At 67.0% G+C, this 25,927-nt stretch carries 20 protein-coding genes; 13 read left to right on the forward strand and 7 right to left on the reverse strand.

Features of this window, described 5'->3' with window-relative positions; genetic code table 11:
- Positions 1–98: 98 nt before the first annotated feature.
- The gene (gene acnA / locus ACE3OK_RS03950; protein WP_374248240.1) at positions 99–2,843 is read right to left on the reverse strand and encodes an aconitate hydratase AcnA; all 2,745 of its coding nucleotides are present in this window, start codon (positions 2,841–2,843) and stop codon (positions 99–101) included.
- Positions 2,844–2,931: 88 nt separating this feature from the next.
- Here acnA and ACE3OK_RS03955 point away from each other — a divergent pair, with 88 nt between their 5' ends.
- The 5 genes from ACE3OK_RS03955 (at position 2,932) to ACE3OK_RS03975 (ending at position 7,592) form a co-directional block, all read left to right on the forward strand.
- Entirely contained in the window at positions 2,932–3,771 is an 840-nt protein-coding gene (locus tag ACE3OK_RS03955; RefSeq protein WP_374248241.1) for a GGDEF domain-containing protein, read from the forward strand.
- Between the two features lie 80 nt (positions 3,772–3,851).
- A complete protein-coding gene (locus ACE3OK_RS03960; protein ID WP_374248242.1) occupies positions 3,852–4,058 on the forward strand; it encodes an AbrB/MazE/SpoVT family DNA-binding domain-containing protein in 207 nt (68 codons plus the stop codon).
- A complete protein-coding gene (locus ACE3OK_RS03965; protein ID WP_374248243.1) occupies positions 4,055–4,453 on the forward strand; it encodes a type II toxin-antitoxin system VapC family toxin in 399 nt (132 codons plus the stop codon). The genes ACE3OK_RS03960 and ACE3OK_RS03965 overlap by 4 nt, the downstream gene beginning before the upstream one ends.
- Before the next feature lie 29 nt (positions 4,454–4,482).
- Entirely contained in the window at positions 4,483–7,074 is a 2,592-nt protein-coding gene (gene acnB / locus ACE3OK_RS03970) for a bifunctional aconitate hydratase 2/2-methylisocitrate dehydratase (protein WP_374248244.1), read from the forward strand.
- A 176-nt stretch (positions 7,075–7,250) separates the two neighbouring features.
- A complete protein-coding gene (locus ACE3OK_RS03975; protein WP_374248245.1) occupies positions 7,251–7,592 on the forward strand; it encodes a hypothetical protein in 342 nt (113 codons plus the stop codon).
- Between the two features lie 5 nt (positions 7,593–7,597).
- Here ACE3OK_RS03975 and hflD read toward each other — a convergent pair whose 3' ends face one another.
- From hflD to ACE3OK_RS03990, 3 genes are read right to left on the reverse strand one after another with little or no spacing between them, the layout of a single operon-like run.
- Positions 7,598–8,209 carry a high frequency lysogenization protein HflD gene (gene hflD / locus ACE3OK_RS03980; RefSeq protein WP_374248246.1) on the reverse strand — a complete coding sequence of 204 codons (612 nt, stop codon included), beginning with the start codon at positions 8,207–8,209 and terminating at the stop codon, positions 7,598–7,600.
- The gene (mnmA, locus tag ACE3OK_RS03985; protein WP_374248247.1) at positions 8,206–9,312 is read right to left on the reverse strand and encodes a tRNA 2-thiouridine(34) synthase MnmA; all 1,107 of its coding nucleotides are present in this window, start codon (positions 9,310–9,312) and stop codon (positions 8,206–8,208) included. The genes hflD and mnmA overlap by 4 nt, the downstream gene beginning before the upstream one ends.
- Positions 9,309–9,773, reverse strand: coding sequence for an NUDIX hydrolase (locus ACE3OK_RS03990; RefSeq protein ID WP_374248248.1), 465 nt, complete (start codon positions 9,771–9,773; stop codon positions 9,309–9,311). The genes mnmA and ACE3OK_RS03990 overlap by 4 nt, the downstream gene beginning before the upstream one ends.
- 116 nt (positions 9,774–9,889) lie before the next feature.
- Here ACE3OK_RS03990 and clpS point away from each other — a divergent pair, with 116 nt between their 5' ends.
- From clpS to ACE3OK_RS04005, 3 genes are all read left to right on the forward strand, one after another.
- Positions 9,890–10,219 carry an ATP-dependent Clp protease adapter ClpS gene (gene clpS / locus ACE3OK_RS03995; protein WP_374248249.1) on the forward strand — a complete coding sequence of 110 codons (330 nt, stop codon included), beginning with the start codon at positions 9,890–9,892 and terminating at the stop codon, positions 10,217–10,219.
- A gap of 115 nt (positions 10,220–10,334) precedes the next feature.
- Entirely contained in the window at positions 10,335–12,617 is a 2,283-nt protein-coding gene (gene clpA, locus ACE3OK_RS04000; RefSeq protein WP_374248250.1) for an ATP-dependent Clp protease ATP-binding subunit ClpA, read from the forward strand.
- Positions 12,618–12,636: 19 nt separating this feature from the next.
- On the forward strand, positions 12,637–13,344 hold the full coding sequence (locus tag ACE3OK_RS04005) for a 4'-phosphopantetheinyl transferase superfamily protein (protein WP_374248251.1): 708 nt from the start codon (positions 12,637–12,639) through the stop codon (positions 13,342–13,344).
- Between the two features lie 6 nt (positions 13,345–13,350).
- Here the strand turns inward: ACE3OK_RS04005 and ACE3OK_RS04010 are convergent, their stop codons facing one another.
- The 3 genes from ACE3OK_RS04010 to aat all read right to left on the reverse strand — a co-directional run bounded on the left by ACE3OK_RS04010 (position 13,351) and on the right by aat (position 17,659).
- Entirely contained in the window at positions 13,351–16,353 is a 3,003-nt protein-coding gene (locus ACE3OK_RS04010; protein WP_374248252.1) for an EAL domain-containing protein, read from the reverse strand.
- A 243-nt stretch (positions 16,354–16,596) separates the two neighbouring features.
- Entirely contained in the window at positions 16,597–16,815 is a 219-nt protein-coding gene (gene infA, locus ACE3OK_RS04015) for a translation initiation factor IF-1 (protein WP_028839405.1), read from the reverse strand.
- 97 nt (positions 16,816–16,912) lie between these two features.
- Positions 16,913–17,659: a leucyl/phenylalanyl-tRNA--protein transferase gene (gene aat / locus ACE3OK_RS04020; protein ID WP_374248253.1), complete on the reverse strand. Its 747-nt coding sequence runs from the start codon at positions 17,657–17,659 to the stop codon at positions 16,913–16,915.
- 353 nt (positions 17,660–18,012) lie between these two features.
- On the opposite strand from aat, the gene ACE3OK_RS04025 reads away from it, so the two are divergent.
- The 5 genes from ACE3OK_RS04025 (at position 18,013) to ACE3OK_RS04045 (ending at position 25,882) form a co-directional block, all read left to right on the forward strand.
- Positions 18,013–19,338, forward strand: coding sequence for a DEAD/DEAH box helicase (locus ACE3OK_RS04025; protein WP_374248254.1), 1,326 nt, complete (start codon positions 18,013–18,015; stop codon positions 19,336–19,338).
- Positions 19,339–19,397: 59 nt separating this feature from the next.
- Positions 19,398–21,077, forward strand: coding sequence for a phosphoethanolamine transferase (locus ACE3OK_RS04030; RefSeq protein WP_374248255.1), 1,680 nt, complete (start codon positions 19,398–19,400; stop codon positions 21,075–21,077).
- 179 nt (positions 21,078–21,256) lie between these two features.
- On the forward strand, positions 21,257–22,441 hold the full coding sequence (locus tag ACE3OK_RS04035) for a hypothetical protein (RefSeq protein ID WP_374248256.1): 1,185 nt from the start codon (positions 21,257–21,259) through the stop codon (positions 22,439–22,441).
- A 12-nt stretch (positions 22,442–22,453) separates the two neighbouring features.
- Positions 22,454–22,882, forward strand: a complete 429-nt coding sequence (locus ACE3OK_RS04040; RefSeq protein ID WP_374248257.1) for a phosphate ABC transporter substrate-binding protein — start codon at positions 22,454–22,456, stop codon at positions 22,880–22,882.
- A gap of 72 nt (positions 22,883–22,954) precedes the next feature.
- Positions 22,955–25,882, forward strand: a complete 2,928-nt coding sequence (locus tag ACE3OK_RS04045) for a methyl-accepting chemotaxis protein (protein WP_374248258.1) — start codon at positions 22,955–22,957, stop codon at positions 25,880–25,882.
- Positions 25,883–25,927: the final 45 nt, after the last annotated feature.

Genomic DNA, 25,927 nt, shown 5'->3' on the forward strand with positions numbered 1-25,927 from the left:
GGGCGGATTCATGCAAATCGGAATCCGCCATTGTCCGGTGCCGGGGCGATGGCGTCACTCTTGACAAGCGGCCCGCGGCAAGCCCCCGCCTGCGGTGGTCAGCGCCCCGCCAGTTGCCGCAGCACGTACTGCAAAACGCCACCGTGGCGGGCGTATTCCACTTCCTTCGGGGTGAGCAGCAGCACGTCTACCTCGAACACCACCGCGGTGCCGTCGTCGCCGGTGGCGGTGACGGTGGCGGTCTTGCTGCTGCCATCGGCCAGGCCGGTGATGGCGTAGGTCTCGGTGCCGCTCAGGCCCAGCGTGGTCGCGGTCTGGCCGTCCTTGAACTGCAGCGGCAGCACGCCCATGCCCACCAGGTTGCTGCGGTGGATGCGCTCGAAGCTTTCCGCGATTACCGCCTTCACCCCCAGCAGGAGGGTGCCCTTGGCCGCCCAGTCGCGGCTGGAGCCGGTGCCGTACTCCTTGCCGGCGATGACCAGCAGCGGGGTACCGTCGGCCTTGTACTTCATCGCGGCATCGAAGATCGCCAGTTTCTCCGGCGGCTGCGTGCCGAAGTACAGCGTGTTGCCGCCTTCCTCGCCATCGAAGAAGCGGTTCTTGATGCGGATGTTGGCGAAGGTACCGCGCACCATCACGTCGTCGTTGCCGCGCCGGCTGCCGTAGCTGTTGAAGTCGGCGGGTTGCACGCCGCGCGCCAGCAGGTAGCGGCCGGCGGGCGAATCCTTCTTGATGCTGCCGGCCGGGCTGATGTGGTCGGTGGTGATGGAATCGCCGAAGTAGCCCAGCACGCGCGCGCCGGCGATGTCGTCGATGCGGCCCACCGCCATGGTCATGCCGTCGAAGTAGGGCGGGTTCTTGATGTAGGTGGAATCGCCGCTCCAGGCGTACAGCTGGCCGTCGGGCGAGGCGATGCCGTTCCAGCGCGCATCGCCCTTGAACACGTCGGCGTAGTTGGCCTTGAACATGTCCGGGCCGATGGTGGCGGCGATGGTGGAATGGATCTCCGCGCTGCTGGGCCAGATGTCCTTCAGGTAGACCGGGTTGCCGTCGCGGTCGCTGCCCAGCGGTTCGCAGGTCAAGTCCACCGTGGTGCTGCCGGCCAGCGCGTAGGCCACCACCAGCGGCGGGCTGGCGAGGTAGTTCATCTTCACTTCGGCGTGGATGCGGCCTTCGAAGTTGCGGTTGCCGGACAGTACCGATGCCACGCACAGGTCGCCGGCAGCAATCCCGGCGCTCACCTCCACCGGCAGCGGCCCGGAGTTGCCGATGCAGGTGGTGCAGCCGTAGCCCACGGTGTAGAAGCCGATCTTCTCCAGCTCGTCCAGCAGGCCGGCCTTCTGCAGGTAGTCGGTCACCACCCGCGAGCCCGGCGCCAGCGAGGTCTTCACCCACGGCTTGCGGGTCAGCCCGCGCGCGGCGGCGTTGCGGGCCAGCAGGCCGGCCGCGACCATCACCGCGGGGTTGGAGGTGTTGGTGCAGGAGGTGATGGCGGCGATGACCACCGCGCCGTCCTTCAGGCGCATGTGCTGGCCGTCGAGGGCGATGTCGGCCTGGCCCTTGCCGTGCTGTTCGTTGCCCACCGCGGCGCCACCGCCTTCGGCGATGAAGTCGGCCACCTCGCTGCTGCGCTTGTCACGCGCGGCGGTGAGCTGGGCGATGGCGCTGCCGCTGGCAGTCTGCATGTCCGCCAGCAGTACGCGGTCCTGCGGGCGCTTGGGGCCCGCCAGCGAGGGCTGCACGGTGGCCATGTCCAGCGCCAGCGTGGAGCTGTACTGCGCGCGCGGGCTGCCGGCGTCGTGCCACAGGCCCTGCGCCTTGGCATAGGTTTCCACCAGCGCGATCTGCTCGCTGCTGCGACCTGACAGATGCAGGTAGCGCAGCGATTCGGCGTCGATCGGGAAGATCGCGCAGGTCGCGCCGTATTCCGGCGACATGTTGCCGATGGTGGCACGGTCGGCCAGCGGCAGATGCTGCAAACCGTCGCCGAAGAACTCCACGAATTTGCCGACCACGCCATGCTGGCGCAGCATCTGGGTGACGGTCAGCACCAGGTCGGTGGCGGTGGCACCTTCCGGCAGCTTGCCGGTCAGCTCGAAGCCCACCACCTGCGGGATCAGCATCGACGACGGCTGCCCCAGCATCGCCGCTTCGGCCTCGATGCCGCCCACACCCCAGCCCAGGATGCCCAGCCCGTTGACCATGGTGGTGTGGCTGTCGGTACCAAACAGGGTGTCGGGGAACGCCCAGGTCTCGCCCGCGATCTCGCGGGTCATCACCACCCGCGCCAGGTATTCCAGGTTCACCTGGTGGACGATGCCGGTGCTGGGGGGCACCACCTTGAAGTCGGCGAATGCCTTCTGGCCCCAGCGCAGGAAGCCGTAGCGCTCCGCGTTGCGCTCGAATTCGATGCGGCCGTTCTCGTCCAGCGCATCGGCACGGGCGAACACGTCGACCTGCACCGAATGGTCGATCACCAGTTCCGACGGGATCTGCGGGTTGATCTGCTCGGGCCGCCCGCCCAGCTTCACCACCGCGTCGCGCATCGCCGCCAGGTCCACCACGCAGGGCACGCCGGTGAAATCCTGCAGGATCACCCGCGCCGGCATGAACGCGATTTCGGTGTCCGGCAGCGCCTGCGGGTTCCACTTCGCCACCGCCTCGATGTGCGCGGGCAGCACGCCCACCCCATCCTCGTGCCGCAGCAGGTTTTCCAGCAGGATTTTCAGCGAATACGGCAGACGGGCGAGATCGAAGCGCCGGCCCAGCGTCGGCAGGCTGTGGAAAGCGTAAGCTCTGCCGTTAACGTGCAGGACGGAGCGGGTGGCGAAGGAATTGCGCATGGGGATGCTCCTGCTGTGCCGAAGGGGTGGCGGTTTGGTGGGATGCCTGCCATCTTGCGGTTTCGATGTTAAGTCGGATTGAATGCGGATGAATCCAACGCCAAGGCACTTCCTGACACTGCGGCTGGCTCGTTGGGCCTGGCTGGCGCTTGCGTTGCTGCCTGCGCTGGCAGCGGCGGCCGTACCGGCGGCCGGTGGCAGCCCGCGTCCGGCCTGGTTCTGGGGCGCGTTGTTGCTGGCCCTGGTGCTGGGCGGCGTGCTGGGGCGGGTGCTGGGCCTGGGCGACCGCCGCGATGCCGAGCGCCTGCGCGGGCAGATGCAGACGCTGGGCCACGAGCACCAACGGCAAGGCGAACAACTGCTGACCGCCATGCGCGAGCGCGGCGAGCTGCTGGCGCGGCTGGACGAGCAATCCCGTGAATTCGAACGCCTTGCCCACGAAGACCCGCTGACCGGCCTGCCCAACGGGCGCGCCTTCAACGAATACTTCGCCCAGAATTTCGCCCGCAGCAAGCGCCATGGGCAGGCCTTGAGCCTGATCCTGCTGGATATCGACCACCTCAAGCAGATCAACGAGAGCTGGTCGCACGCGATGGGCGACAACGTGCTGGTGGAAGTGGCCAAACTGCTGCGCTCGGTCTGCCGTACCTCGGACCTGCCGGCGCGGCTGTGGGGCGACACCTTTGCGGTGGTGCTCACCGATACCGACAAGGACGGCGGCTGGCAGCTCAGCCAGCGCCTGCATTCGGCATTCGCCCGCAACCGCACGTGGTACAGCGGCGAGGTGGGGCCCAATTACGTCACCTTCAGCGGCGGGCTGGTGCAGCAGGACGTGCAGGACGAAGCGCCGTTGCAATTGTTCCAGCGTGCCGACCGGGCGCTGTACCTGTCCAAGCATGCCGGTGGCGCGCGCACCAACATGGGCTGAGCCCGGGCCGGCGCACTGCCGTGCGGTATGCTTCGAAAAGTATGTATAATCACGGCCTACCTCGTGAATCAGGGTTGCCCGTGGAAGCCACCGTTGCCGAGCGCGGCCAGATCACCCTTCCCAAGCCGGTGCGTGATGCGCTGGGCTTGACCAAGGGCAGCGTGCTGAAAGTGGAGCTGGATGGCAGCCGCATCGTGCTGAGCAAGCATGTGGATGACGCCATTTCCCGCGTGCGCGGCAAGTTCGCGCTGGATGCCCCCGCGCCGGGCCAGGGTCAAGGCGAATGATCGCCGTCGATGCCGCCGTGCTGGTCGAGTTGCTGGCCGACGGCCCGCATGCCGATGCGGTGGAGGCCACCTTGCGGCACACTCTGGGCTCTGGCCGGGTGGTGGTCTGCGATGCCGCCCTGGCCCGTGCCTGTGCGGCACTGCGGGACGGCGCCGAAGTGCTGGCCGCGCTGGAAGACATGGGTGTGCTGTACAGCGCAGTGGAAGCCAAATCCGCCCTGCGTGCCGGTGAAATGCAACGCCGCCAGCGCCAGCGCGAAGGCCAGGCCCGCCCGATCGCCGATTTCCTCACCGGTGCCCACGCCCTGCTGCAATGCGACGCGCTGGTGACGTTCGAAGCCCCGTTCTACCGCGATTACTTCAAGGGTCTGAAGCTGATCGTTCCCAAGGATTGAGACCCGCACCAAGACAAGGAACTCCCCCCATGTTGGACGCCTACCGCAACCACCAAGCCGAACGCGCCGCGCTCGGCATCCCCGCGCTGCCGCTGACCGCGCAGCAAACCGCGGACGTCATCGAGCTGCTGAAAAATCCGCCGGCGGGCGAGGGCGCGTTCCTGCTGGAACTGCTGAGCCAGCGCGTACCGGCCGGGGTGGACGACGCCGCCAAGGTCAAGGCCAGCTACCTGGCCGCGATCGCCTTTGGCAGCGAGCAGAACGCGCTGATCTCCCCGGCCCGCGCCACCGAACTGATGGGCACCATGCTGGGCGGCTACAACGTGGCACCGCTGGTGCAGTTGCTGGACCATGCCGAGCTGGGCACGGTGGCAGCTGACGCGCTGAAGCACACCCTGCTGGTGTTCGATGCGTTCCACGATGTCGAGCAGAAGGCCAAGGCCGGCAATGTCCATGCGCAGGCAGTGCTCAAGAGCTGGGCCGAGGCAGAGTGGTTCACCGGCAAGCCGGAAGTGCCGGAAAGCCTGACCATCACCGTGTTCAAGGTGCCCGGCGAAACCAATACCGACGACCTGTCGCCGGCGCCGGACGCCACCACCCGCCCGGACATCCCCATGCACGCGTTGGCGATGCTGAAGAACGCGCGCCCGGATGCGCCGTTCCAGCCCGAGGAAGACGGCAAGCGCGGCCCGATCGGCGAGATCCTCAAGCTCAAGGACAAGGGCCACACCGTGGCCTACGTCGGCGACGTGGTGGGCACCGGCTCCAGCCGCAAGTCCGCCACCAACAGCGTGCTGTGGTGGACCGGCAACGACATCCCCTACATTCCCAACAAGCGCGACGGCGGCGTCTGCCTGGGCGGCAAGATCGCGCCGATCTTCTACAACACGATGGAAGACGCGGGCGCGCTGCCGATCGAGCTGGACGTCAGCCAGATGCAGCACGGCGACGTGATCGAGCTGCGTCCGTACGAAGGCAAGGCGCTCAAGGGCGGCGAAGTGATCGCCACCTTCGAGCTGAAGTCGGAAGTGCTGCTGGACGAAGTGCGCGCCGGTGGCCGCATCCCGCTGATCATCGGCCGCGGCCTGACCGCCAAGGCGCGCGAGGCGCTGGGCCTGCCGGCCACCGACCTGTTCCGCCTGCCGGTCAACCCGCCGGATACCGGCAAGGGCTTCACCCTGGCGCAGAAGATGGTGGGCCGCGCCTGTGGCCTGGCCGAAGGCAAGGGCATGCGCCCCGGCACCTATTGCGAGCCGAAGATGACCTCGGTGGGCAGCCAGGACACCACCGGCCCGATGACCCGCGACGAGTTGAAGGACCTGGCCTGCCTGGGCTTTTCCGCCGACCTGGTGATGCAGTCGTTCTGCCACACCGCCGCCTATCCGAAGCCGGTGGACGTGAAGACCCACCACACCCTGCCGGAGTTCATCTCCACCCGTGGCGGCATCAGCCTGCGCCCGGGCGACGGCGTGATCCACAGCTGGCTCAACCGCATGCTGCTGCCCGACACCGTGGGCACCGGCGGCGACAGCCACACCCGTTTCCCGATCGGAATTTCGTTCCCGGCCGGCTCCGGGCTGGTGGCGTTCGCCGCCGCTACCGGGGTGATGCCGCTGGACATGCCGGAGTCGGTGCTGGTGCGCTTCAAGGGCGAGTTGCAGCCGGGCGTCACCTTGCGTGACCTGGTGAATGCCATCCCGCTGTACGCGATCAAGCAGGGCCTGCTGACCGTGGCCAAGGCCGGCAAGAAGAACATCTTCTCCGGGCGCATCCTGGAAATCGAAGGCCTGCCGAACCTCAAGGTGGAACAGGCGTTCGAGCTGTCCGATGCCTCCGCCGAGCGTTCCGCCGCCGGCTGCAGCGTGCGCCTGCACAAGGAGCCGATCATCGAATACCTCAACAGCAACATCGTGCTGCTGAAGAACATGATCGCGCAGGGCTACCAGGATGCGCGGTCGCTGGCGCGCCGGATCGAGAAGATGGAGGCGTGGCTGGCCAACCCGCAACTGCTGGAGCCGGATGCCGATGCCGAATATGCCGCCATCATCGACATCGACCTGGCCGACGTGCACGAGCCGATCGTGGCCTGCCCGAACGACCCGGACGACGTGAAGACCCTGTCCGACGTCGCCGGCGCACAGATCGACGAGGTGTTCATCGGTTCGTGCATGACCAACATCGGCCACTTCCGCGCCGCCGCCAAGCTGCTGGAAGGCAAGCGCGACCTGCCCACCCGCCTGTGGATCGCACCGCCAACCAAGATGGACGCCAGCGAGCTGACCAAGGAAGGCCACTACGGCACGTTCGGCAACGCCGGTGCGCGCACCGAAATGCCGGGCTGTTCGCTGTGCATGGGCAACCAGGCGCAGATCCGCGAGGGCAGCACCGCGATGTCCACCAGCACCCGCAACTTCCCCAACCGCCTGGGCCGCAACACCAATGTGTACTTGGGTTCAGCCGAGTTGGCGGCGATCTGCGCGCGCCTGGGCCGGATTCCCACCAAGGCCGAGTACATGGCCGACATCGGCGTGATCAACGCCAACGGCGATGCGATCTACCGCTACATGAACTTCGACCAGATCGAGGAGTACAAGGACGTGGCGGAGACGGTGGCGGCGTAAGCGACACCACCCGCAACAACAGGAGCGCCCGGCATGGCCGGGCGTTTTTGTTGCCGCCGGCATTCCCGTGGATGCGGGATGGCCCATGCTTCGTCGGTTCATTAGAATGGCGGCACCGGAACGATATCGCGCCGGTGCCGCCTTCCCATCGCATTCCTCCCGTGGAGCCTGTCGTCATGACCTTCCTCCGTTCTTCGATCCTGGCCGCAAGCGTGGCCGTCGTCATTGGCCTGGCGCTGTCCGGGCAAGCGGATGCCGCCGACCGTCGCGTGCGCATCGTCAACAACACCAGCTACACCATGGTGCGCTTCTATGCGTCGCGGGTGTCCAGCGGGTCGTGGGAGGAAGACATCCTCGGGGAAAGCACCCTGCGCCCGGGGCGCTCGGTGAGGATCGACATCGACGACGGCAGCGGTGCCTGCGTGTACGATTTCAAGGCAGTGTTCAGCGATGGCGATGCGGTCATCCGCGAAGGCGTCAATGTCTGCAAGGTCGGCGAATACACCTACAACGATTGAGTGATTCAGCGCAGGCGGGCGTCGGTGGCAGCCGCCATCGACCGCCTCTGGAACACGAGATCCCACAGGCTGCCACCCAGTTGCCGCCACAACACGGCCGAACGCAGGGCGGCCAGCAACAACGCGCGGATTTCGGCGACCACGCCGGCTTGCCCGAGGTAGTGCGGGTTGCCTTGCACCATGACGCGCGGGCGCAGGGTGCCGAGGGTGTCGGCGTAGATTTTTGCCAGCTCGGTGATGACATCCGGGTGCGTGCTGCCCTGCGCCTGCGCCTGCGGGGCAAGGCGCAGCAGGCCGGCTTGCAGCTTGCCGGCAACCACGGTGTCGCGCTGGAAGCGGCGCTCCAGTTGCAGCACCGCCAGCGCCAGCTTTCCCAGTGTTTCGTCCTTGTTGCCGTTGGCGAGGTAGTCGCGCAATTGCCGCAGCCCGGGGCGCAGCAGGTCGACCTGCCCGTACACGGCGACGGTGTCGATGGCATCGATGCGGAAGACGCTGTCCAGCGAGGCTTGCACCACGGCGGTGTCGGACTGCCCGGTATCGGCGATGCGTCGCACTTGCGCCAGTGCTTGCAGCAGCCCGGCCAGGGCCAGCACGCGGTCGTCGAAGGGGTTGCTCATGCAGGGTTTCCGGGAACGGGGGCATCGGTGGCGGCGATCACCGCGCCACCCAGGCAGACTTCGCCATCGTAAAGCACCAGCGATTGTCCGGGCGTGACCGCACGCTGCGGGCGGGTGAACGCCACGTCCAGCGTGCCATCGTCGTGCACGCGGACTTCGCAGGCCTCGTCGGATTGGCGGTAGCGGGTTTGCGCGGTGCAGGCAAAGCGCACGGCCGGCGGCGTGCCGGCGATCCAGTGGGTGGTTTCGCTGCGCAAGGAGGTCGATTGCAGCCACGGGCTGTCGTGGCCCTGGTCGACGTACAGGATGTTGCGTGCCACGTCCTTGGCCACGACGAACCACGGTGCCTGCGGGCGGCCGCGCACGCCGCCGATGTGCAAGCCTTCGCGCTGGCCGAGGGTGAAATAGAACACGCCCGGATGACGGCCGATGCGGGTGCCGTCGGGCGTGTGCATCTCGCCCTCGCGCGCCGGCAGGTAGTGCGCCAGGAAGCTGCGGAAATCGCGCTCGCCGATGAAGCAGATACCGGTGGAATCCTTCTTTTCCGCGGTGCGCAGGCCGTGCTCGGCCGCGATCCGGCGAATCTCGTGCTTGTGCAGCGCGCCCAGCGGAAAGCGGGTGAACGCCAGTTGCGCCTGCCCCAACTGGTGCAGGAAGTAGCTCTGGTCCTTGCCGCGGTCGATCGCACGCAGCAGGCGGAAGCTGCGCCCGTCGTGGTCCACCCGCGCGTAGTGACCGGTGGCGATGGCATCGGCCCCCAGTTCGCGGGCGGCATCCAGAAAGTGCTTGAACTTGATCTCGCGGTTGCACAGCACGTCCGGATTGGGCGTGCGGCCGGCGGCGTACTCGGCAAGGAAATGCGCGAACACGCCGTTCCAGTATTCCTTCGAGAAATCACGGAAGCGGATCGGGATGCCCAGCGCCCCGCAGACCGCCACCGCATCGCGACGGTCGTCCTCGGCCCGGCACTCGCCACTGCCGTCGTCGTTCCAGTTCTGCATGAACAGCCCGGTGACGGCGCAGCCGGCGTCACGCAGCAGCAAGGCGGCGACCGACGAGTCCACGCCGCCGGATACCCCCACCACCACCGCCTCGGGTTTCATGCCAGTTGCCGCGCCAGTGCCAGCGGATAGCGGCTGCCACCCAGCCAGTCGGCCACCACCTGCCAGACCAGCGGGCTGCGGTGGCGCGCGACTTCGGCTTGCAGCTCCGTCGGGGTCAACCACAGTGCCCGCAGGATGCCGTCGTCCAGCCGTGCACCCGCGACTTCCTGCAGCGGCTCGGCGGCGAAGGCCATGCGCAGGTAGTGGCGGTCGCTGCCGGGCACCCGCCATTGGTAGGCGCCGATGAAATGGGTCAGGCGCACGTGCCAGCCGGTTTCCTCGAACGTCTCGCGCAGGGCCGCTTCCAGCAGGCTTTCATTCGGCTCCAGATGTCCGGCAGGCTGGTTCAGCACGGGCCGGCCGTCGGCCATTTCCTCCACGCACAACAAGCGTCCATCGCGGGCCACGATGGTGGCCACGGTGACATCCGGTTGCCATGTGCGGCGCGCGCCGGTCGTCATCGGCTGCGCCCGCAGGAGGCGCGCTGTGGGGGAACGGTGGGCAGGACAGACGGGGACATCGAAGCTCCAAGGGAAGGCGCAGGGCCGCGTCGCGGCCTGCGCCGTATAATTTGCCCATGTCCAACCTTCCCGACAAGCCGCAGCACGGGCACGACCACGGCGTGGCGGTGGCACCTGCCAAACCGGCATTGGCGCGCCCGCCGCTGTATACCGTGTTGCTGCTGAATGACGATTACACCCCGATGGATTTCGTGGTGGACGTGCTGATCCAGTTTTTCGCGATGGGCCTGGAGCAGGCCACCCAGGTGATGTTGCATGTGCATACGCGCGGGCGCGGGATCTGCGGGGTGTTTACCCGCGAAATCGCCGAATCCAAGGTGGCGCAGGTGAATGAATATGCCCGCCTCAACCAGCATCCGCTGCTGTGCACCATGGAGCGCGCCTGATTCCGGCCGATAACGGGCTGGAAGGCAGTGTTCCATGCGGGTGGCGCCGGCGGGGCTTGTTCCCGGGGCGATTGCACCTTACATAGGAAGCAGGCGTACCGGGAGGGCAATGCCCATGTTCAGCAAGGATCTCGAGCAAACCATCGGCCAGTGCTACAAGCGCACCCGCGAGGCGCGCTACGAATTCATGACGGTGGAGCACCTGTTGCTGGCGCTGCTGGACAACCCGTCCGCGGAAGGCGTGCTGCGTGCGGTGGGTGCCGACCTGCCACGCCTGCGCGACGAGCTGGAAAACGCCATCGAAGTGTCGGTGAACAGGCTGGCCGAGGACGATGGCCGTGACACCCAGCCCACGCTGGGTTTCCAGCGCGTGCTGCAGCGCGCGGTCTACCACGTGCAGTCCTCCGGCAAGAAGGAAGTCACCGGCGCCAACGTGCTGGTGGCGATCTTCGGCGAGAAGGACTCGCACGCCGTGTACTTCCTCAACCAGCAGGACGTGCACCGGCTGGACGTGGTCAACTACATTTCCCATGGCATCGCCAAGGCCGACGATGCCTCTGCGCCCGGTGCGCAGGAAGGCGAGGCGAAGGGCGAGGTCGGCGAGGGCGAATCCAGGGGCGACCCGCTCACCGAGTTCGCCGCCAACCTCAACGAGGCCGCGCTGGCCGGCAAGATCGACCCGCTGGTGGGCCGCGCCAGCGAGATCGAGCGCACCATCCAGGTGTTGTGCCGCCGCCGCAAGAACAATCCGTTGTACGTGGGCGAGTCCGGCGTGGGCAAGACCGCGCTGGCGGAAGGGCTGGCCAAGCGGATCGTCGATGGCGAGGTGCCGGAGGTGCTGTCCGAGGCGGTGATCTACGCGTTGGACCTGGGTGCGCTGGTGGCCGGCACCAAGTACCGCGGCGACTTCGAGAAGCGCCTGAAGGGCGTGCTGGCATCGCTGAAGAAGCAGCCGCACGCGATCTTGTTCATCGATGAAATCCACACCATCATCGGCGCCGGTTCCGCCAGTGGCGGTACCATGGATGCCTCCAATTTGATCAAGCCGGTGCTGGCCAACGGCGAGTTGCGCTGCATCGGTTCGACCACGTACCAGGAATACCGTGGCGTGTTCGAGAAGGACCGCGCGCTGGCGCGGCGCTTCCAGAAGATCGACATCGTCGAGCCCACGGTGGGCGAGGCGGTGGAGATCCTCAAGGGGCTGCGACCGAAATACGAGGCACACCACGACGTGACCTATGCCGATGACGCCATCCAGGCGGCGGTGGTGTTGTCGGTCAAGCACATCGGCGACCGCCTGCTGCCGGACAAGGCGATCGACGTGATCGATGAGGCCGGCGCACGCCAGCGCCTGCAGCCGGCGGACACCCGCAAGCAATTGATCGACGTCGAGGAAATCGAAACCATCGTCGCCAGGATGGCGCGCATCCCCACCAAGCAGGTCAGCGCATCCGACAAGGACGTGCTGCGGCACCTGGACCGCAACCTGAAGATGGTGATCTTCGGCCAGGATCCGGCCATCGACACCCTGGCTTCGGCCATCAAGCTGGCACGCAGCGGCCTGGGCGAGCCCGACAAGCCCATCGGCAGCTTCCTGTTCGCCGGCCCCACCGGCGTGGGCAAGACCGAGGTCACCCGCCAGTTGGCGATGCAGCTCGGCATCGAGCTGATCCGCTTCGACATGAGCGAATACATGGAGCCGCATTCGGTGAGCCGGCTGATCGGTGCGCCCCCCGGCTACGTCGGCTTCGACCAGGGCGGGCTGCTGACCGAGAAGATCGTCAAGACGCCGCACTGCGTGCTGCTGCTGGATGAAATCGAAAAAGCGCATCCGGACATCTTCAACATCCTGTTGCAGGTGATGGATCGCGGCACCCTGACCGACACCAATGGCCGCGAGGCCAATTTCCGCAACGTGGTGCTGGTGATGACCACCAATATCGGGGCTACCCAGGCGGCACGCCGCAGCATTGGTTTTACCAGGCAGGACCACAGCCCGGACGCGATGGAGGCGATCCGCCGCGGCTTCACCCCCGAGTTCCGCAACCGGCTGGACGCGGTGGTGCAGTTCCAGGCGCTGGGCTTCGAGCACATCCTGCGGGTGGTGGACAAGTTCCTGATCGAGCTGGAATTGCAGTTGCACGACAAGCAAGTGACCTTGAGCGCCACCCCGGCCGCGCGCGAATGGCTGGGCCAGCAGGGTTTCGACCCGCTGATGGGCGCGCGCCCGATGGCGCGGCTGATCCAGGACAAGATCAAGCGCCCGCTGGCCGACGAGCTGTTGTTCGGCAAGCTGGTGGCCGGTGGCCGGGTGGCGCTGGACGCGGTGGATGGCGAGCTGGTGCTGGACGTGCAGGCCGAGCCGGAGAAATTGCTGCCGGCGTTGGTGGAGGAATGACCAAGGTGGCAACGCGCGGATGACGACGACCGCCTGGCTCCAGTTGGTGCCGGTGGATGCGGTGGCCGCGCAGGCACGTGCGGCGGGGCTGGCGTGGCTGACAGCCGGCGAGCGCGAGCGGCTGGACGCGATGGCCGCACCCGCGCGTCGCGATGCCTTCCTGGCCGGGCACTGGCAGTTGCGCCAGTTGGCGGCGCAGTGGTTGCGACGGGATGCCGGCAGTCTGGAAGTCCACGCCCATCCCGGTGGGCGTCCGGCGGTGTTCGCGGGCGGGGCGCTGCTGTCGCTGCATGCTTCGTTGAGCCACAGCGACGGCTGGCTGGCACTGGCACTGGCGGAGGTGCCGGTCGGGGTGGACATCGAGTTGCCCCGGCGCACGCGGGATTGGGGGGCGCTGGCGGCATTTGCCTTCTCGCCCGACGAAGTGCGGCGCTTGCGTGCGCAGGATGCCGCCGGGCAGGCCGCCGTCTTCCATGCGCTGTGGACCTTGAAGGAGGCGCGCGGCAAGCGTGGCGGGGAAGGGTTGCTGCCACGCGCCGCGCGCAAGGTGACCGCTTGCGAGTGCGCCGACGCACGGGCGGAGGCCTTCAGCTGGTCGTTCGGCCAGGGAGCGCTGGCGTTGGCGGGCCAGCCGGGAATGCAGTTGCGCTGGCAGGAGCCGGGGACGGCATTGGCATCGGCGACAGCCTGGCGCTACGTGATGGCCGAAGGGTTCGACCTCGACTGATCGGCATCAGCCCGGTTCCAGCATCGCCGGTGGCGCGTTGAAGGCCGGATGATTGGCGCGCGGGCGGTCCAGGTGGAAGCCCTGCACCATGTCCACTCCCAACTCGCGCAGCATCAGCAAGGTCTTGCCGTCTTCCACGAACTCGGCCACGGTTTGCTTGCCCATGCCGCGTGCCACGTCGATGATGGCGCGCACGAACACCTGGTTGTCCTGCATGTGCGGCAGGTCGCGGATGAACATGCCGTCGATCTTCAGCACGTCGGCCTTGATGTACTTGAGATAGGCGAACGAGGAGAAACCGGTGCCGAAGTCGTCGAGGCAGATGGTGCAGCCGGTGCGGCGCAGGGCATCGATGAAGCGCGAGGCATCGCTCAGGTCGGTGACGGCAGAGGTTTCGGTCAGTTCCACCAGCAGCCGCTTGGGCGAGACGTGATGCTCGTGCAGTTGTGCACTGATGTAGTCGGACAGCTCCGGGTCGTCGAACGAGCGCCCGGAGACGTTGATCGCCAGTGCCGGCAGGTGCGGGTGCGATGCCAGCAACTGGATGCTTTCACGGATCACCCAGCGGTCGATGTCGAGGATGCGTCCGCTTTTTTCGGCATGGCCGATGAACTGGGCCGGTTGGATCAGGGTGTCCGGGTTGGCTTCGTCCACCATCCGCACCAGCGCCTCCAGGTGCGCCAGGTGGCCGTTGTGGGCGCGGTAGATGCCCTGGAAGTGCAGGCGCAGCAGGTTATGCTCCAGCGCGCGCGCGATGCGGTCGTTCCAGCCCATGTGGGCCAGCATTTCCTGCGCGGCATCGCGGTCCGGGTGATACACGCGCCAGCGGTTCTTGCCGAGGTGCTTGGCCTGGTACATGGCGGTGTCGGCGTGCGCCAGCAGGTCCGGCATGTTGCCCGCCAATGTCGGGTAATGGGCGATGCCGAGGCTGGTGGTGAGTTGCAGGGTGCGGTCCTGCAACACGAGTGGGGTCTGCGCGATCTTGCGCACGATGCGCTCGGCCAGATGCTGGGCATCGCTGATGCTGGCATGTGGCATGAGCACCGCGAATTCGTCGCCACCCAGCCGGAACAGCAGGTCGTCGTCGCGCACCAGGGTCATGGCTTCGGTGGCGATGCGGGCCAGCACGGTGTCACCGGCGCGGTGGCCGAAGGTGTCGTTGATGTACTTGAATTCGTCGAGGTCGAAGAACAGCAGCGCGGCCTGGCTGGGCGTGCGTTCGGTGCCACGGAAGAACTCGGTCAGGACGTCCTCGAACTTGCGCCGGTTGTGCAGGCCGGTCAGGGTGTCGCGCTCCGCCAGCTGGATCAGCTGTTCGGCGGTCTGGCGTTCATGGGTGACGTCTTCGTGGATCCACAGCCAGCCGATGTGCCTGCCCTGCGCGTCGCGTACCGGATGCGAGCCCAGCAGCAGGATGCGCGCATCCTGCAGGGCGGTTTCGAACTGGCTGGAATCGTCGTGATTGGACAGCGCCTTGCGCACGTGGTTCTGGAAGCCAGCCTTGTCCACGACGGTGCTGCGCGTCATGTCGAACACGTCGCAGGCGAAGTGCCCCGCCAGGCTCACCGTCGTCGGCAGCTTCCACAGGTCGAGGAAGGCCGTGTTGCAATAGGTCACGCGCCCGTTCGCGTCGGCGAACAGGATGCCGCGCTTCATCGCCCCCAGCAGGGCCAGCAGGCGGGCGCGCTCTTCTTCCAGCCGGGTCATGAACTGGCGGCGTTCGTCCACCTCGGTCTGCAGCAGGTGCGCATGGGTAGCCTGCAGGGCGTGCTGCTGGGTCAGTTCCTCCACCATGGCATCGAAGGCACCGGCCAGCCGGCCCAGTTCGTCGTCGCCCTGCATGGCGATGGGGGCGGGGGTGCGGCCCTGACCCAGGGCATCCACGGCCAGCGTCAGCCGTTGCAGCGGTGCGGCAAACAGCCGTCGTACCCGCCGCCGCAGCAACCACACCACCGGCAGCAGGCCCAGTACGCCGAGACCGAAGAATCCCAGCAACCCCCACAGCAGCAGGTTGTCCACCCGCGCTTGCGGCAACAGGTAGACCTGGTACCAACCGGGGCCGCGCATCTTCGACCAGGCCACCCATTGGCGGCCATCGGCGGTACGGCCGACGCCACTGTCGGCATGGCTGCCGGAGAGCAGGGCGAAGGCCTGGGTCAACGCCGGTTCGTTGAGGTTGGCCAACTGCAAATGGCCATCGGCGGCGGCAATGCGCTCGCGCAGGTGCGGGTGGGCGATCAGGTTGCCGTCGGCATCGACGATCAGCCGGGTGCCTTCGTCGTCATGGCTGGCGGCGATCGTGTCCAGCAGGGTCTGCACCGAGACATCGTGGCCCACCGTGCCCACCCACTGGCCGTGCCAGTCCAGCGGCTTGATCACCGACACCATCCACGCATTGGCTTGCCGGTCCTGGTAAACCGGCGTCCAGAACACCTTGCGTGCCGGGTTGTGGCGCGGCTCGGAGCCCTGCATCGTGGGGTAGCCGGTGTTGGTGTAGGACGCGTCGGCGGCACTGCCCCAATCCTTGTCGCGGGCGTAGACCATCAGCCCGTCTTCGACGAAATCCATGTACGCCGAGTAGAACGGCGGTACCAGTGCCGGGCCCTGTTCGCGCAGCAGGTCATGGCTGACCACGGCGCGGATTTTCGCCGATGGGGTGAGGCCACGCGGAGGCTGGTGCAGGTACAGGGTAGGGGCGTTCGCCACGTCCACCAGTTCCGGGCGCAGCCGCCACAGGCCGTCGGGACTGCGGGCGAACAGGGTGCTGAAGCGGGCCTGGGTGGCGTCCGGGTCGGCGGCATCCAGCCGGCGCAACAGTTCCGCTTGCAGGCGGCGGACGCTGGCCTCGGCGTGCTGGAACAACCCCTCGTCGGCACGGGCGTGCAGATCCACCGTGCGTTGCGCCAGCCACGGCACGGCCCGGTCGGCGGCGGCCCGCATGGCCAGCCAGCCCAGCGTCGTCAGCAGCAGCAGCAGCAGCAGGAACAGCCCCCAGATGCTCAGGGACAAGCGCTGGATCAGCGAGGCGCGCGGCCGGGCGTGCTGCAAGTGGGTGACCTCTCGGGCGGACGTGGCATGTATTGATCCGTGGCGAAAGCGCCAGCCCCGGTTTGCGACTTCTTACTAGACGCCGTGTGCTTGCGCAAGCGGCCATCGCGTGGAGGCCGGCGTGTGGCCATGGCGTGGCCGGCGCAAAAACGCGAAACGCCCCTTGCGGGGCGTTGGGTGGTGGCCGTGCGCCCGATGGGGCGGTCAGCGGTGGCGATAGGTGATGCGGCCCTTGGTCAAGTCGTAGGGCGTCATTTCCACTTTCACCCTGTCGCCGGTCAGGATGCGGATGTAGTTCTTGCGCATGCGGCCGGAGATGTGGGCGATGATCTCGTGGCCGTTCTCCAGCTTTACCCGGAACATGGTGTTCGGGAGGGTTTCGGAGATCGTGCCTTCGAATTCGATGACGTCGTCTTTCGCCATGTGTCTGCCGGAGCGGTTCCTGTATGCGGAAGAGCCCGGATGCAGGCTCCAAAGTCCGACATTCTGCCACGGCGGGGCGGGTCTTGCAAAAATCCCGTTAATCCACCAGCGCGGACGCCGGCCATTCGCCGAAGCGGAGACGCCAGTGGCCGGGGGGCGGCGGCAGGTCGCGCAACCCGGCCAGTGCCGCCAGATAGCGTCCGCGTGGCCAGCTTTCCACCCCCAGCCGGCGCGTATGGGCATTGGGAACCTGGGCATCGATCAGCGGCCAGCCCCAGTCGCGCAACCGCCGCGCCAGCGCCGCCAGTGCCAGCGAGGATGCACCGGATTCCACCGAATACATGCTGTCGCCGCAGAACATGTGCCCGAACGACAGGCCGAACAATCCGCCGGCCAGATGGTCTTCGGCATCGAACACTTCAATGCTGTGGGCGTGGCCGAGGCGATGCAGGGCAAGATAGGCAGCCTGCATGTCGTCGGTGATCCAGGTGCCGCCGCCCTGTCCCGCCCGTGGCGCGGCGCAGCCGGCGACGACCTGCGCGAAGGCACTGTCGGCGCGCACCGCCCAGCCGCTGTTGCGCAGCCGCCGGCGCAGGCGCGAGGACAGGTGCACGCCATCGCTGCGGAATACCGCGCGCTGCGACGGGCACCACCACAGGATCGGTTCGCCTTCCGAAAACCACGGGAAGATGCCACTGCGATAGGCGTTGAGGAAGCGCGAGGGCGACAGGTCGCCGCCCACCGCCAGCAGGCCGTCCGGATCGGCCAGCGCCCGCTCCGGGGGCGGGAACGGGGCATCGGGGGTGGCGTCGAGCCGGTGGAGCAGGCGAAGAGGCTGTGGCATGCGCGGGTGACTGCTTCCGATGCGGACGGTGACGGCAGGCCCGGCGCGCGGGATGCCCACGCCGGCACGGCATGATAGTCGTCGTTCAGCGTCGCGCGGCGCAGTCGCGTACAATGGGCGGGTTCTGCGCACGGCTGATCGCCTCTCGCTTGCCGCGAAAGGTGCGTTTTCCTGATCGAGCCTGCCGCTTTCGCGGCTTTCTTCCCCACCCGTACGCCTTTCGTCGCGCAGACACGGCCCGGACACCCGGCGTCGTGCCATCGTTTGCCTGCGGCGCGGATTGGGCGATTTCGTCCAACAGGAACGCCCGGGTTGCGCCACGCCTTGCGTGGCGCTTGCACAGGAGTTTCCTCATGTCGTTTGAATCTTTGGGCCTTGCGCCCGCGTTGCTGCGCGCGCTTGCCGACAACAACTACACCACCCCGACCCCCATCCAGCAGCAGGCGATCCCGCTGGTGCTGGCCGGCCACGACGTGCTGGGCGGCGCCCAGACCGGCACCGGCAAGACCGCCGCGTTCGGCTTGCCGCTGCTGCAGAAGCTGGCCGAAATGCCCAAGCCCGAGGGCCTGCACCGCCCGCGCGTGCTGGTGCTCACCCCCACCCGCGAGCTGGCCGTGCAGGTCAGCGAGAGCCTGCGCAGCTACGCCAGGCACCTGCGCCTCAACGTCACCGCGCTGTTCGGCGGCGTCGGCATGCAGCCGCAGGTGGAAGCGTTCCGCCGCGGCGTGGACGTGCTGGTGGCCTGCCCGGGCCGCCTGATCGACCACCTCGAGCGCGGCACCTGCAAGCTCGGCAACGTGCAGATGCTGGTGCTGGACGAAGCCGACCGCATGCTCGACATGGGCTTCCTGCCGTCGATCAAGCGGGTCATGAAGCACGTGCCGGCGCAGCGCCAGACGCTGCTGTTCTCGGCCACCTTCGAGCCGCGCATCAAGGCGCTGGCGCTGGAGTTCATGCAGAACCCGCAGCAGGTGCAGGTGGCCGCACAGAACACCGTGATCGAGACCATCAGCCACCACGCGCATCCGGTCGATGGCGCGAAGAAGCGCGACCTGCTGATCGACATCCTGGCCCGCCGCCACAGCGAGCAGGTGCTGGTGTTCGGCAAGACCAAGCACGGCTGCAACCGCCTGGCGGAGCAGCTGGAAAAGGCCGGCCTGCCGGCGCTGGCGATCCATGGCAACAAAAGCCAGGCCGCCCGCCAGAAGGCGCTGAACGAGTTCAAGAGCGGCAAGACCCGCATCCTGGTCGCCACCGACGTGGCCGCGCGCGGCCTCGACATCCCGGACCTGCCGCTGGTGATCAACCACGACCTGCCGATGGTGGCCGAGGACTACGTGCACCGCATCGGCCGCACCGGCCGCAATGGCGCGACCGGCGAGGCGATCTCGCTGGTGTCGCCGGACGAGGCGCACCTGTTGCGCCAGATCCAGAAGCTGCTGGGCCGCGAGATCGCGATGGAAACCGTGCCCGGCTTCGAGCCCTCGCGCGCGATCCGCAGCGATGCCAAGCCGTTCGACAACGCCCCGCGTGCCCCGCGTCCCGCCCGCAATCGCCGTCCGCATGGCAAGCCGCGCAATCCCGAAGCCCGTGCCCATGCCGGGCAGAAACCGGCGCGCGAGGGCCAGCGCGAGGCGCGTGCCGGTGGCCAGCAGGGCGAGCGTCGCGGCGGTCGCTGACCGCCCCGAACGTGGCGCACTGTTGCATCCGCAGGCAGGGGTGCTAGTGTCGCGCGCCGATGACGGCAACCAATGCAGGCAGGCAGGACGTGGTGGATAGCAGTCGCGATACCCGGGTAGCAGGCCAGGATTCCGGTCCGTGGTGGCGGCCACGGCTGTCCGTCGAGGCCTTGTTCCTGCTTGCCAGCGCGTGGTTCGTGCTGGCGATGAACGGGCCGTTGTGGGCAGCGGTGCAGGCAGCCAACGGCGCGCTGCGGGTGCAGTTGGCGCTGGGCGTGGCGGTGTTCGCCTTGCAGGCGCTGCTGCTGGGCCTGCTGTGCTGGTGGCGGCTGGCGCGCCCGTTGCTGGCGCTGCTGCTGGTGGTGACCGCGCTGGCGCATTGGTACATGACCCGCTATGCGGTGGTGTTCGACGCCGAAATGATCCGCAATGTGTTGCACACCGACGTGGCGGAAAGCCGCGAGCTGCTGTCGGTGCGCATGGTGCTGCACGTGCTGTTGCTGGGCGTGTTGCCGGCGACGCTGGTGATGCTGACGCGGCCCGTGGTGCGTGGCTGGCGGCGCGGCCTGCTGCTGCGCGCCGGGTTCCTGCTGACAATGGCACTGCTGACCGCCGGGGCACTGGCGTCGGCGTCGCAGGGCATCCTGCCGATGATGCGCAGCGATCCCGTGCTGCGCTACAAGATCACCCCCGGCAATTTCATCGTCTCGCTCGTCAATGTGCTCAAGCCGTCCAGGAAGGGCGGCAGCGGCCCGATCCAGCAGGTGGGGTTGGACGCGGTGCGCCCGCCCGCCGCGCAGGCCCGCAAGCCGCGCCTGCTGGTGCTGGTGGTGGGTGAAACCGTGCGTGGCGACCATTGGGGCCTGAACGGGTATGCGCGCCAGACCACCCCCGCGTTGGCGGCGCGCGGTGTAGTCAACTTCCGCGATGTCGTGGCCTGCGGCACCAGCACCGAGGTGTCGCTGCCGTGCATGCTGTCGCCGTTCGGCCGTGCGCGTTACGACCGCGATGCCATCCGCAGCCACGAATCCGTGCTCGATGTGGCCGCGCGGGCCGGCGTGGGCGTGTTGTGGCGCGACAACCAGTCGGGTTGCAAGGGGACTTGCGCGCGCGTGCCCAACCACACCATGGGCCCGGACGATGCCCCGGGCCTGTGCGCCGACGGGCGTTGCCTCGACGAAATCCTGCTGGCCGGCCTGCAAGCGAAGATCGACGCCATGCCGGGCGACGCGCTGATCGTGCTGCACATGCTGGGCAACCACGGGCCCAATTATTTCGAACGCTACCCGGCGGCCTACAAGCGCTGGCAGCCGGTATGCGCCACTGCCGAACTCAGCCGTTGCCCCACCCAGGACATCGTCAACGCGTACGACAACGCGATCCTGTATTCCGATGCGGTGCTGGGCCGGGCGATCGACCTGCTGCGCAACCAGACCGGCCACGATACAGCGCTGCTGTATGCGTCCGACCATGGCGAATCGCTGGGCGAATACGGCTTGTTCCTGCACGGCGCGCCGTATGCCATCGCCCCCAGGCAACAGCTGCATGTGCCGATGGTGCTGTGGTTGTCCACGGGGATGGTGCAGGATGCCGGCATCGACATGGCCTGCCTGCACGCGGCGGCCGGTCAGCCTGCCAGCCACGATAACCTGTTCTCCACCGTGCTGGGTCTGTTCGACGTGCAGACCGGCGTCTACCAGCGTGGGCAGGACCTGCTGGCGGGCTGTCGGCGCCGCTGAAACCCGCCGCCGTGCCGGGCAGGGTGTCGCCGCCACGGTACTCAAGAGCTTCGTGAAGCCGCCGTTAAACGATGCAATACCGCCTGCGGGCGGGTGCAGGCGTGGGTGTGGCCCATCTGTCTTGCATCCGACGTTGCCAGGTTGGCATGGCACATCGTTCATCCACAAAGGGGATGCATATGCACCAGACGTCGCGTTGGCTCGTGGTGGCGGTCGGTTTGGCATTGTCACAGGGGGCGTGGGCGCAGAATGACGACTCCCGGTTCAAGTTCAGCGGCTTCGGCACGGTGGGGTTTGCGCATTCCAGCGAGGACAAGGCCGACGTGACCTCGGATTTCCAGACCGACCACGGGGTGGGTGCCAGCGATGCCACCTCGGCGCGGCTGGATTCACGCCTCGGGGTGCAGCTCGACGTCAAGTTCACCGACGATTTCACCGGGGTGTTGCAGGCGGTCAGCGAGTACGCCGTGCACGAGGACTACGCGCCCAGGATCACCATGGCGCACGTCAAATACCGGTTCTCGCCGAAGTTCAGCGCCCGCCTGGGCCGCATCAACGCACCGCTGTACATGCTGTCGGAATACCAGCGGGTGGGGTATGCCTTGCCGTGGGCGCGGCCGCCGATGGAGGTCTACAACTACCTGCTGCCGATGGATGGCATCGAGGGGCGTTACAACATCAATGCCGGTGAAACGATCATCGGCATCCAGGGGTTCTATGGCCGCATCGACTCGGTGAAAGCCAGCGTCACGGCGATGCGCGGGATCGCGGTGACGGCGGACCACGGGGCTTCCAGTTTCCGTGTCAGTCACATCATCGGGCGTGCGCATTACGTCACCAGCGACATCACCGCGTTGTTCGATACCTATCGCAACCTGCCGATCCCCCCGCTGGCCGCCGTCGCCGCGCGGCTTGATCCACGCAGCATGGACGGCAGCTTCAGCGGCATCGGCTACAGCTACGACCCGGGCAACTGGTTCCTGCGCGCCGAGGCGATCAAGGCCGACTACGCCCCCTCGATCAGTGGCAAGACCACCTCCGGATATGCAAGCGTGGGACTCCGGCACGGCAATTGGACGCCGTCGTTCACGGTTGCCCACGTCGACGTGCGCGGGCAGGAGATGCCCGGCCCGCTGGATCCGTTCGGCTTGCTCAATGCCGCCGTGGTCAGCAACAACAGCAATCGCCACAGCTACTCCGCCGCCCTGCGCTGGGACGTGCACTCCAACATGGCGTTGAAATTCCAGGCCATGCATGTCAGGAACCATGCCGGTGCGTTCGGCAGCCTCGACAACATCCAGCCGGGGTTCGTGCCGGGACGCGGGTACAACCTCGTCTCCGCATCCGTCGATTTCGTGTTCTGACCGGAGGCTGCCATGAACACTGCATGCATGTGGAAATTGGGGGCGGCGGCGCTGCTGGGGCTGGCCAGCGTGGCGGCGCACGCCGGCGTGGTGGTGGTGATGTCGGCCAAGAGCGACGTGGACAAGCTCAGCAAGGCGCAGGTGGCGCAGATCTACCTGGCCAAGACCGACGGCCTGCCCAACGGCCAGGTGGCCCGCCCGATCGACCAGGCCGAGGGTGCCGCGGTGCGCAACGAGTTCTACAGCCGTGTTGCGGACAAGGATGCCGCGCAGATGAAGGCCTACTGGGCGCAGTTGACCTTCACCGGCAGGGCGCAGCCGCCGCGCAAGTTGTCCGGCGATGCTGCGGTCCGTGACGCAGTGGCGGCCAATCCGGCGGCGATCGGCTACATCAGCGATGGTGCGGTGGATGGCAGCGTGAAGGTGGTGTACCGGCCCTGACCGGGCCGGGGATTCAGGGGCGGCCGGGACGGGTCGTTGGTTTTCCGGGGTACGCAGACAGGGCAGGGCATCATGGGCAGACCCAAGACGGTTGCATCCTCGGCGGGCCGCAGCGCCGGCATCGCCACCCGCCTGATGAAGGGGGTGGCATTGATCACGGTGGCCGCTTTCGGCCTGACCGCCGCGATCAGTTACTGGAAAAGCAGCAATGCCTTGCTCGATTCCGCGCAAGGCTCGCTGCAAAGCCTTGCCCAACTGGAGGCACGCAACATCGCCCACGACCTCAGCCGCACCTACGACTCGGTGCAGACCCTGGCCGAGGACCTTCAGGTCGAGCAGGGACATGTCAGCCGTGCGGCGGTGGATCTTGCACTCAAACAGCAATTGGCACTGCATCCGGAGCGTGCCGGGATGTGCACGCTGTGGGAGCCGAATGCCTTCGACGGCAAGGATGCCGAGTTCGTGAACACGCCTGGCCACGACGCCACCGGCCGCTTCATGAGCTACTGGGCGCGGGTGGGCGACAAGCTGGTGACCGAGCCGCTGCGTGATTACGAAGACCCCAATCTGGGCGAGTGGTATGTCGCCCCGAAGACGCTGAAGAAGCCGGTCATCATCGAGCCCTATCCGTACGAGGTGGGCGGCAAGACCCTGACGCTGACCACGATCGCCATCCCGGTGATGAAGGACGGCAATGTGCTGGGCGTGGTGACGTCCGACTTCGAGCTTTCCACCTTGCAGCAGCGCGTGGCGAAATTGCGCCCGATGGGCGAAGGGCATGCCGAGCTGTTGTCGCCGATGGGCACGGTGATCGGTTCGCCGAACCCGGCACGGATCGGCAAGAAGCTGGACGATCCGTTCACCAAGGCGGTGCTGGCCGCGACCTCGGAAGACAAGCTGTACACCGATTTCAAGGCCGATGCACAGGGCATGGTGAAGGTGTATGCACCGTTGCAGATCGGCGAGAACAACCGTCGCTTCGCGCTCGGGGTGATGGTGCCGCGCAGCTTGCTGACCGCACAGGCGCGGACGCAGTTGCTGATCGTGGTGCTGGTGGGCCTGCTGTCGGCCAGCGTGCTGTGTGCCGGCCTGTACATGTTGTTGCGCGCACTGGTGCTGCGGCCACTGGCCGAGGCGGTGCGGGTATCGGCGGACGTGGCCAGGGGGCGGCTGGATACCCAGATCCCGCAGCATGGCGACGACGAGTTGGGGCAGTTGCTGCAATCGCAGCGCAGCATGCGCGACCAGATCCGCGCGGTGATCGCGGCGCAGAGCGAGATGGGGCGGCAGCATGATGCCGGTGCGATCAGCCATCGCATCGATGCCGATGCATTCCCCGGCGAATACGGCACCATGGTGGCCGGTGTCAACGCGCTGGTGGGCAGCCATATCGCGCTGAAGAAGCAGATCATCGAACTGGCCAGCCACTATGCTGTCGGTGATTTCAGCCGCGACATGCCGGCGCTGCCGGGTGAGAAAGCCGAAATCACCGAGACCATGGCCACGATCAAGCGCAATCTGGTGGCGATCAGCCAGGTGATTGGCCAGTTGGGCGAGGCGGCGGCCAATGGCGATTTCAGCCAGCGCGGCGATGCCGGGAGCTACCAGTTCGCGTTCCGCGAGATCGTGCTCAGCCTGAACCGGTTGATGCAGACCACCGACGACAACCTCGGGCAGATTTCCGCGCTGTTGCAGGCCATTGCCCGTGGCGACCTGACCCACCGCATGCGTGGCCATTTCCAGGGCGTGTTCGCACGCATGCGTGACGATGCCGATGCCACCGTGGAGCAGTTGGCCGGGATCGTCGATCGCATCCAGAATGCCGCCGGCAACATCAACGCCGCTGCCGGCGAAATCGCTTCCGGCAATGACGACCTGTCACGCCGGACCGAGCAGCAGGCGGCATCGCTGGAGGAAACCGCGGCGTCGATGGAAGAGTTGACCTCCACCGTCAAGCAGAACGCGGAGAATGCCCGCCAGGCCAACCAGTTGGCGCAGGGTGCCACCGGGGTGGCCACGCAGGGGGGTCAGGTGGTGGGCGAGGTGGTGGCCACGATGGATGCCATCGAGTCGTCCTCGCGCAGGATCGCCGACATCATTTCGGTGATCGACGGCATCGCCTTCCAGACCAACATCCTGGCGCTGAACGCGGCGGTGGAAGCGGCGCGTGCGGGTGAGCAGGGGCGTGGTTTCGCGGTCGTGGCCAGCGAAGTGCGCGCATTGGCGCAGCGCAGCGCGGGGGCAGCGAAGGAAATCAAGCAGTTGATCGACGAGTCCGTGGGCAAGGTGTCCGATGGCGCACGGCTGGTGCATCGGGCCGGTGACACCATGGGCGAGATCGTCACCTCGGTGCAGCGGGTCACCGACATCATGGCGGATATTTCCGCCGCCTCGCAGGAGCAGAGCGCCGGTATCGAGCAGGTCAACCAGACGGTGACCCAGATGGACGATGCCACCCAGCAGAACGCGGCGCTGGTGGAGCAGGCCACCGCGGCGGCGCGTTCGATGGAAGAGCAGGCCCGGCAACTGGTGGCGGCGGTGGCGATGTTCCGGTTGGCTGGGACGGAGCGGCAAGCCCTCGATGTCGACACGCCGGTTACGGCCGTGTTGCGGAGCGAGGATGCGAAGATCGGCTCATTCGATGACATGATCGATCGCCATCAAAAGTGGAAGGTACGGTTGAAGACCTACCTGCATGGCGGCAATGAGCAACTGGATGCCGAGAAGGTTTCTCGCCCCGACCTTTGTCAGCTTGGGGAGTGGTTGCATGGCCCCGGCCGGCAGCTAGGCGATATGCCCGAATACAAGAAGCTGCTTGACCTGCATCGCCGCTTCCACATCGTGGCCGGTGACGTCGTGCATGCAAGCCAGCGCGGCGATGGGGCGAAAGCGCAGGCTTTGCTGGAGGGTGAGTTCACGGATCTTACCCAGCGCACCGTGATTTCGATTCGTGGCTTGCGCCGGGCACTGCCCGCCGACATTGCGGGTGCCCCCCGATAATTCTTTTCGGGAAGATCATGGGCAAAGCGAGGGGCATATGCGTGC

The sequence above is a fragment of the Thermomonas sp. genome (assembly GCF_041905325.1).
In the GTDB taxonomy this organism is placed as follows: domain Bacteria; phylum Pseudomonadota; class Gammaproteobacteria; order Xanthomonadales; family Xanthomonadaceae; genus Thermomonas.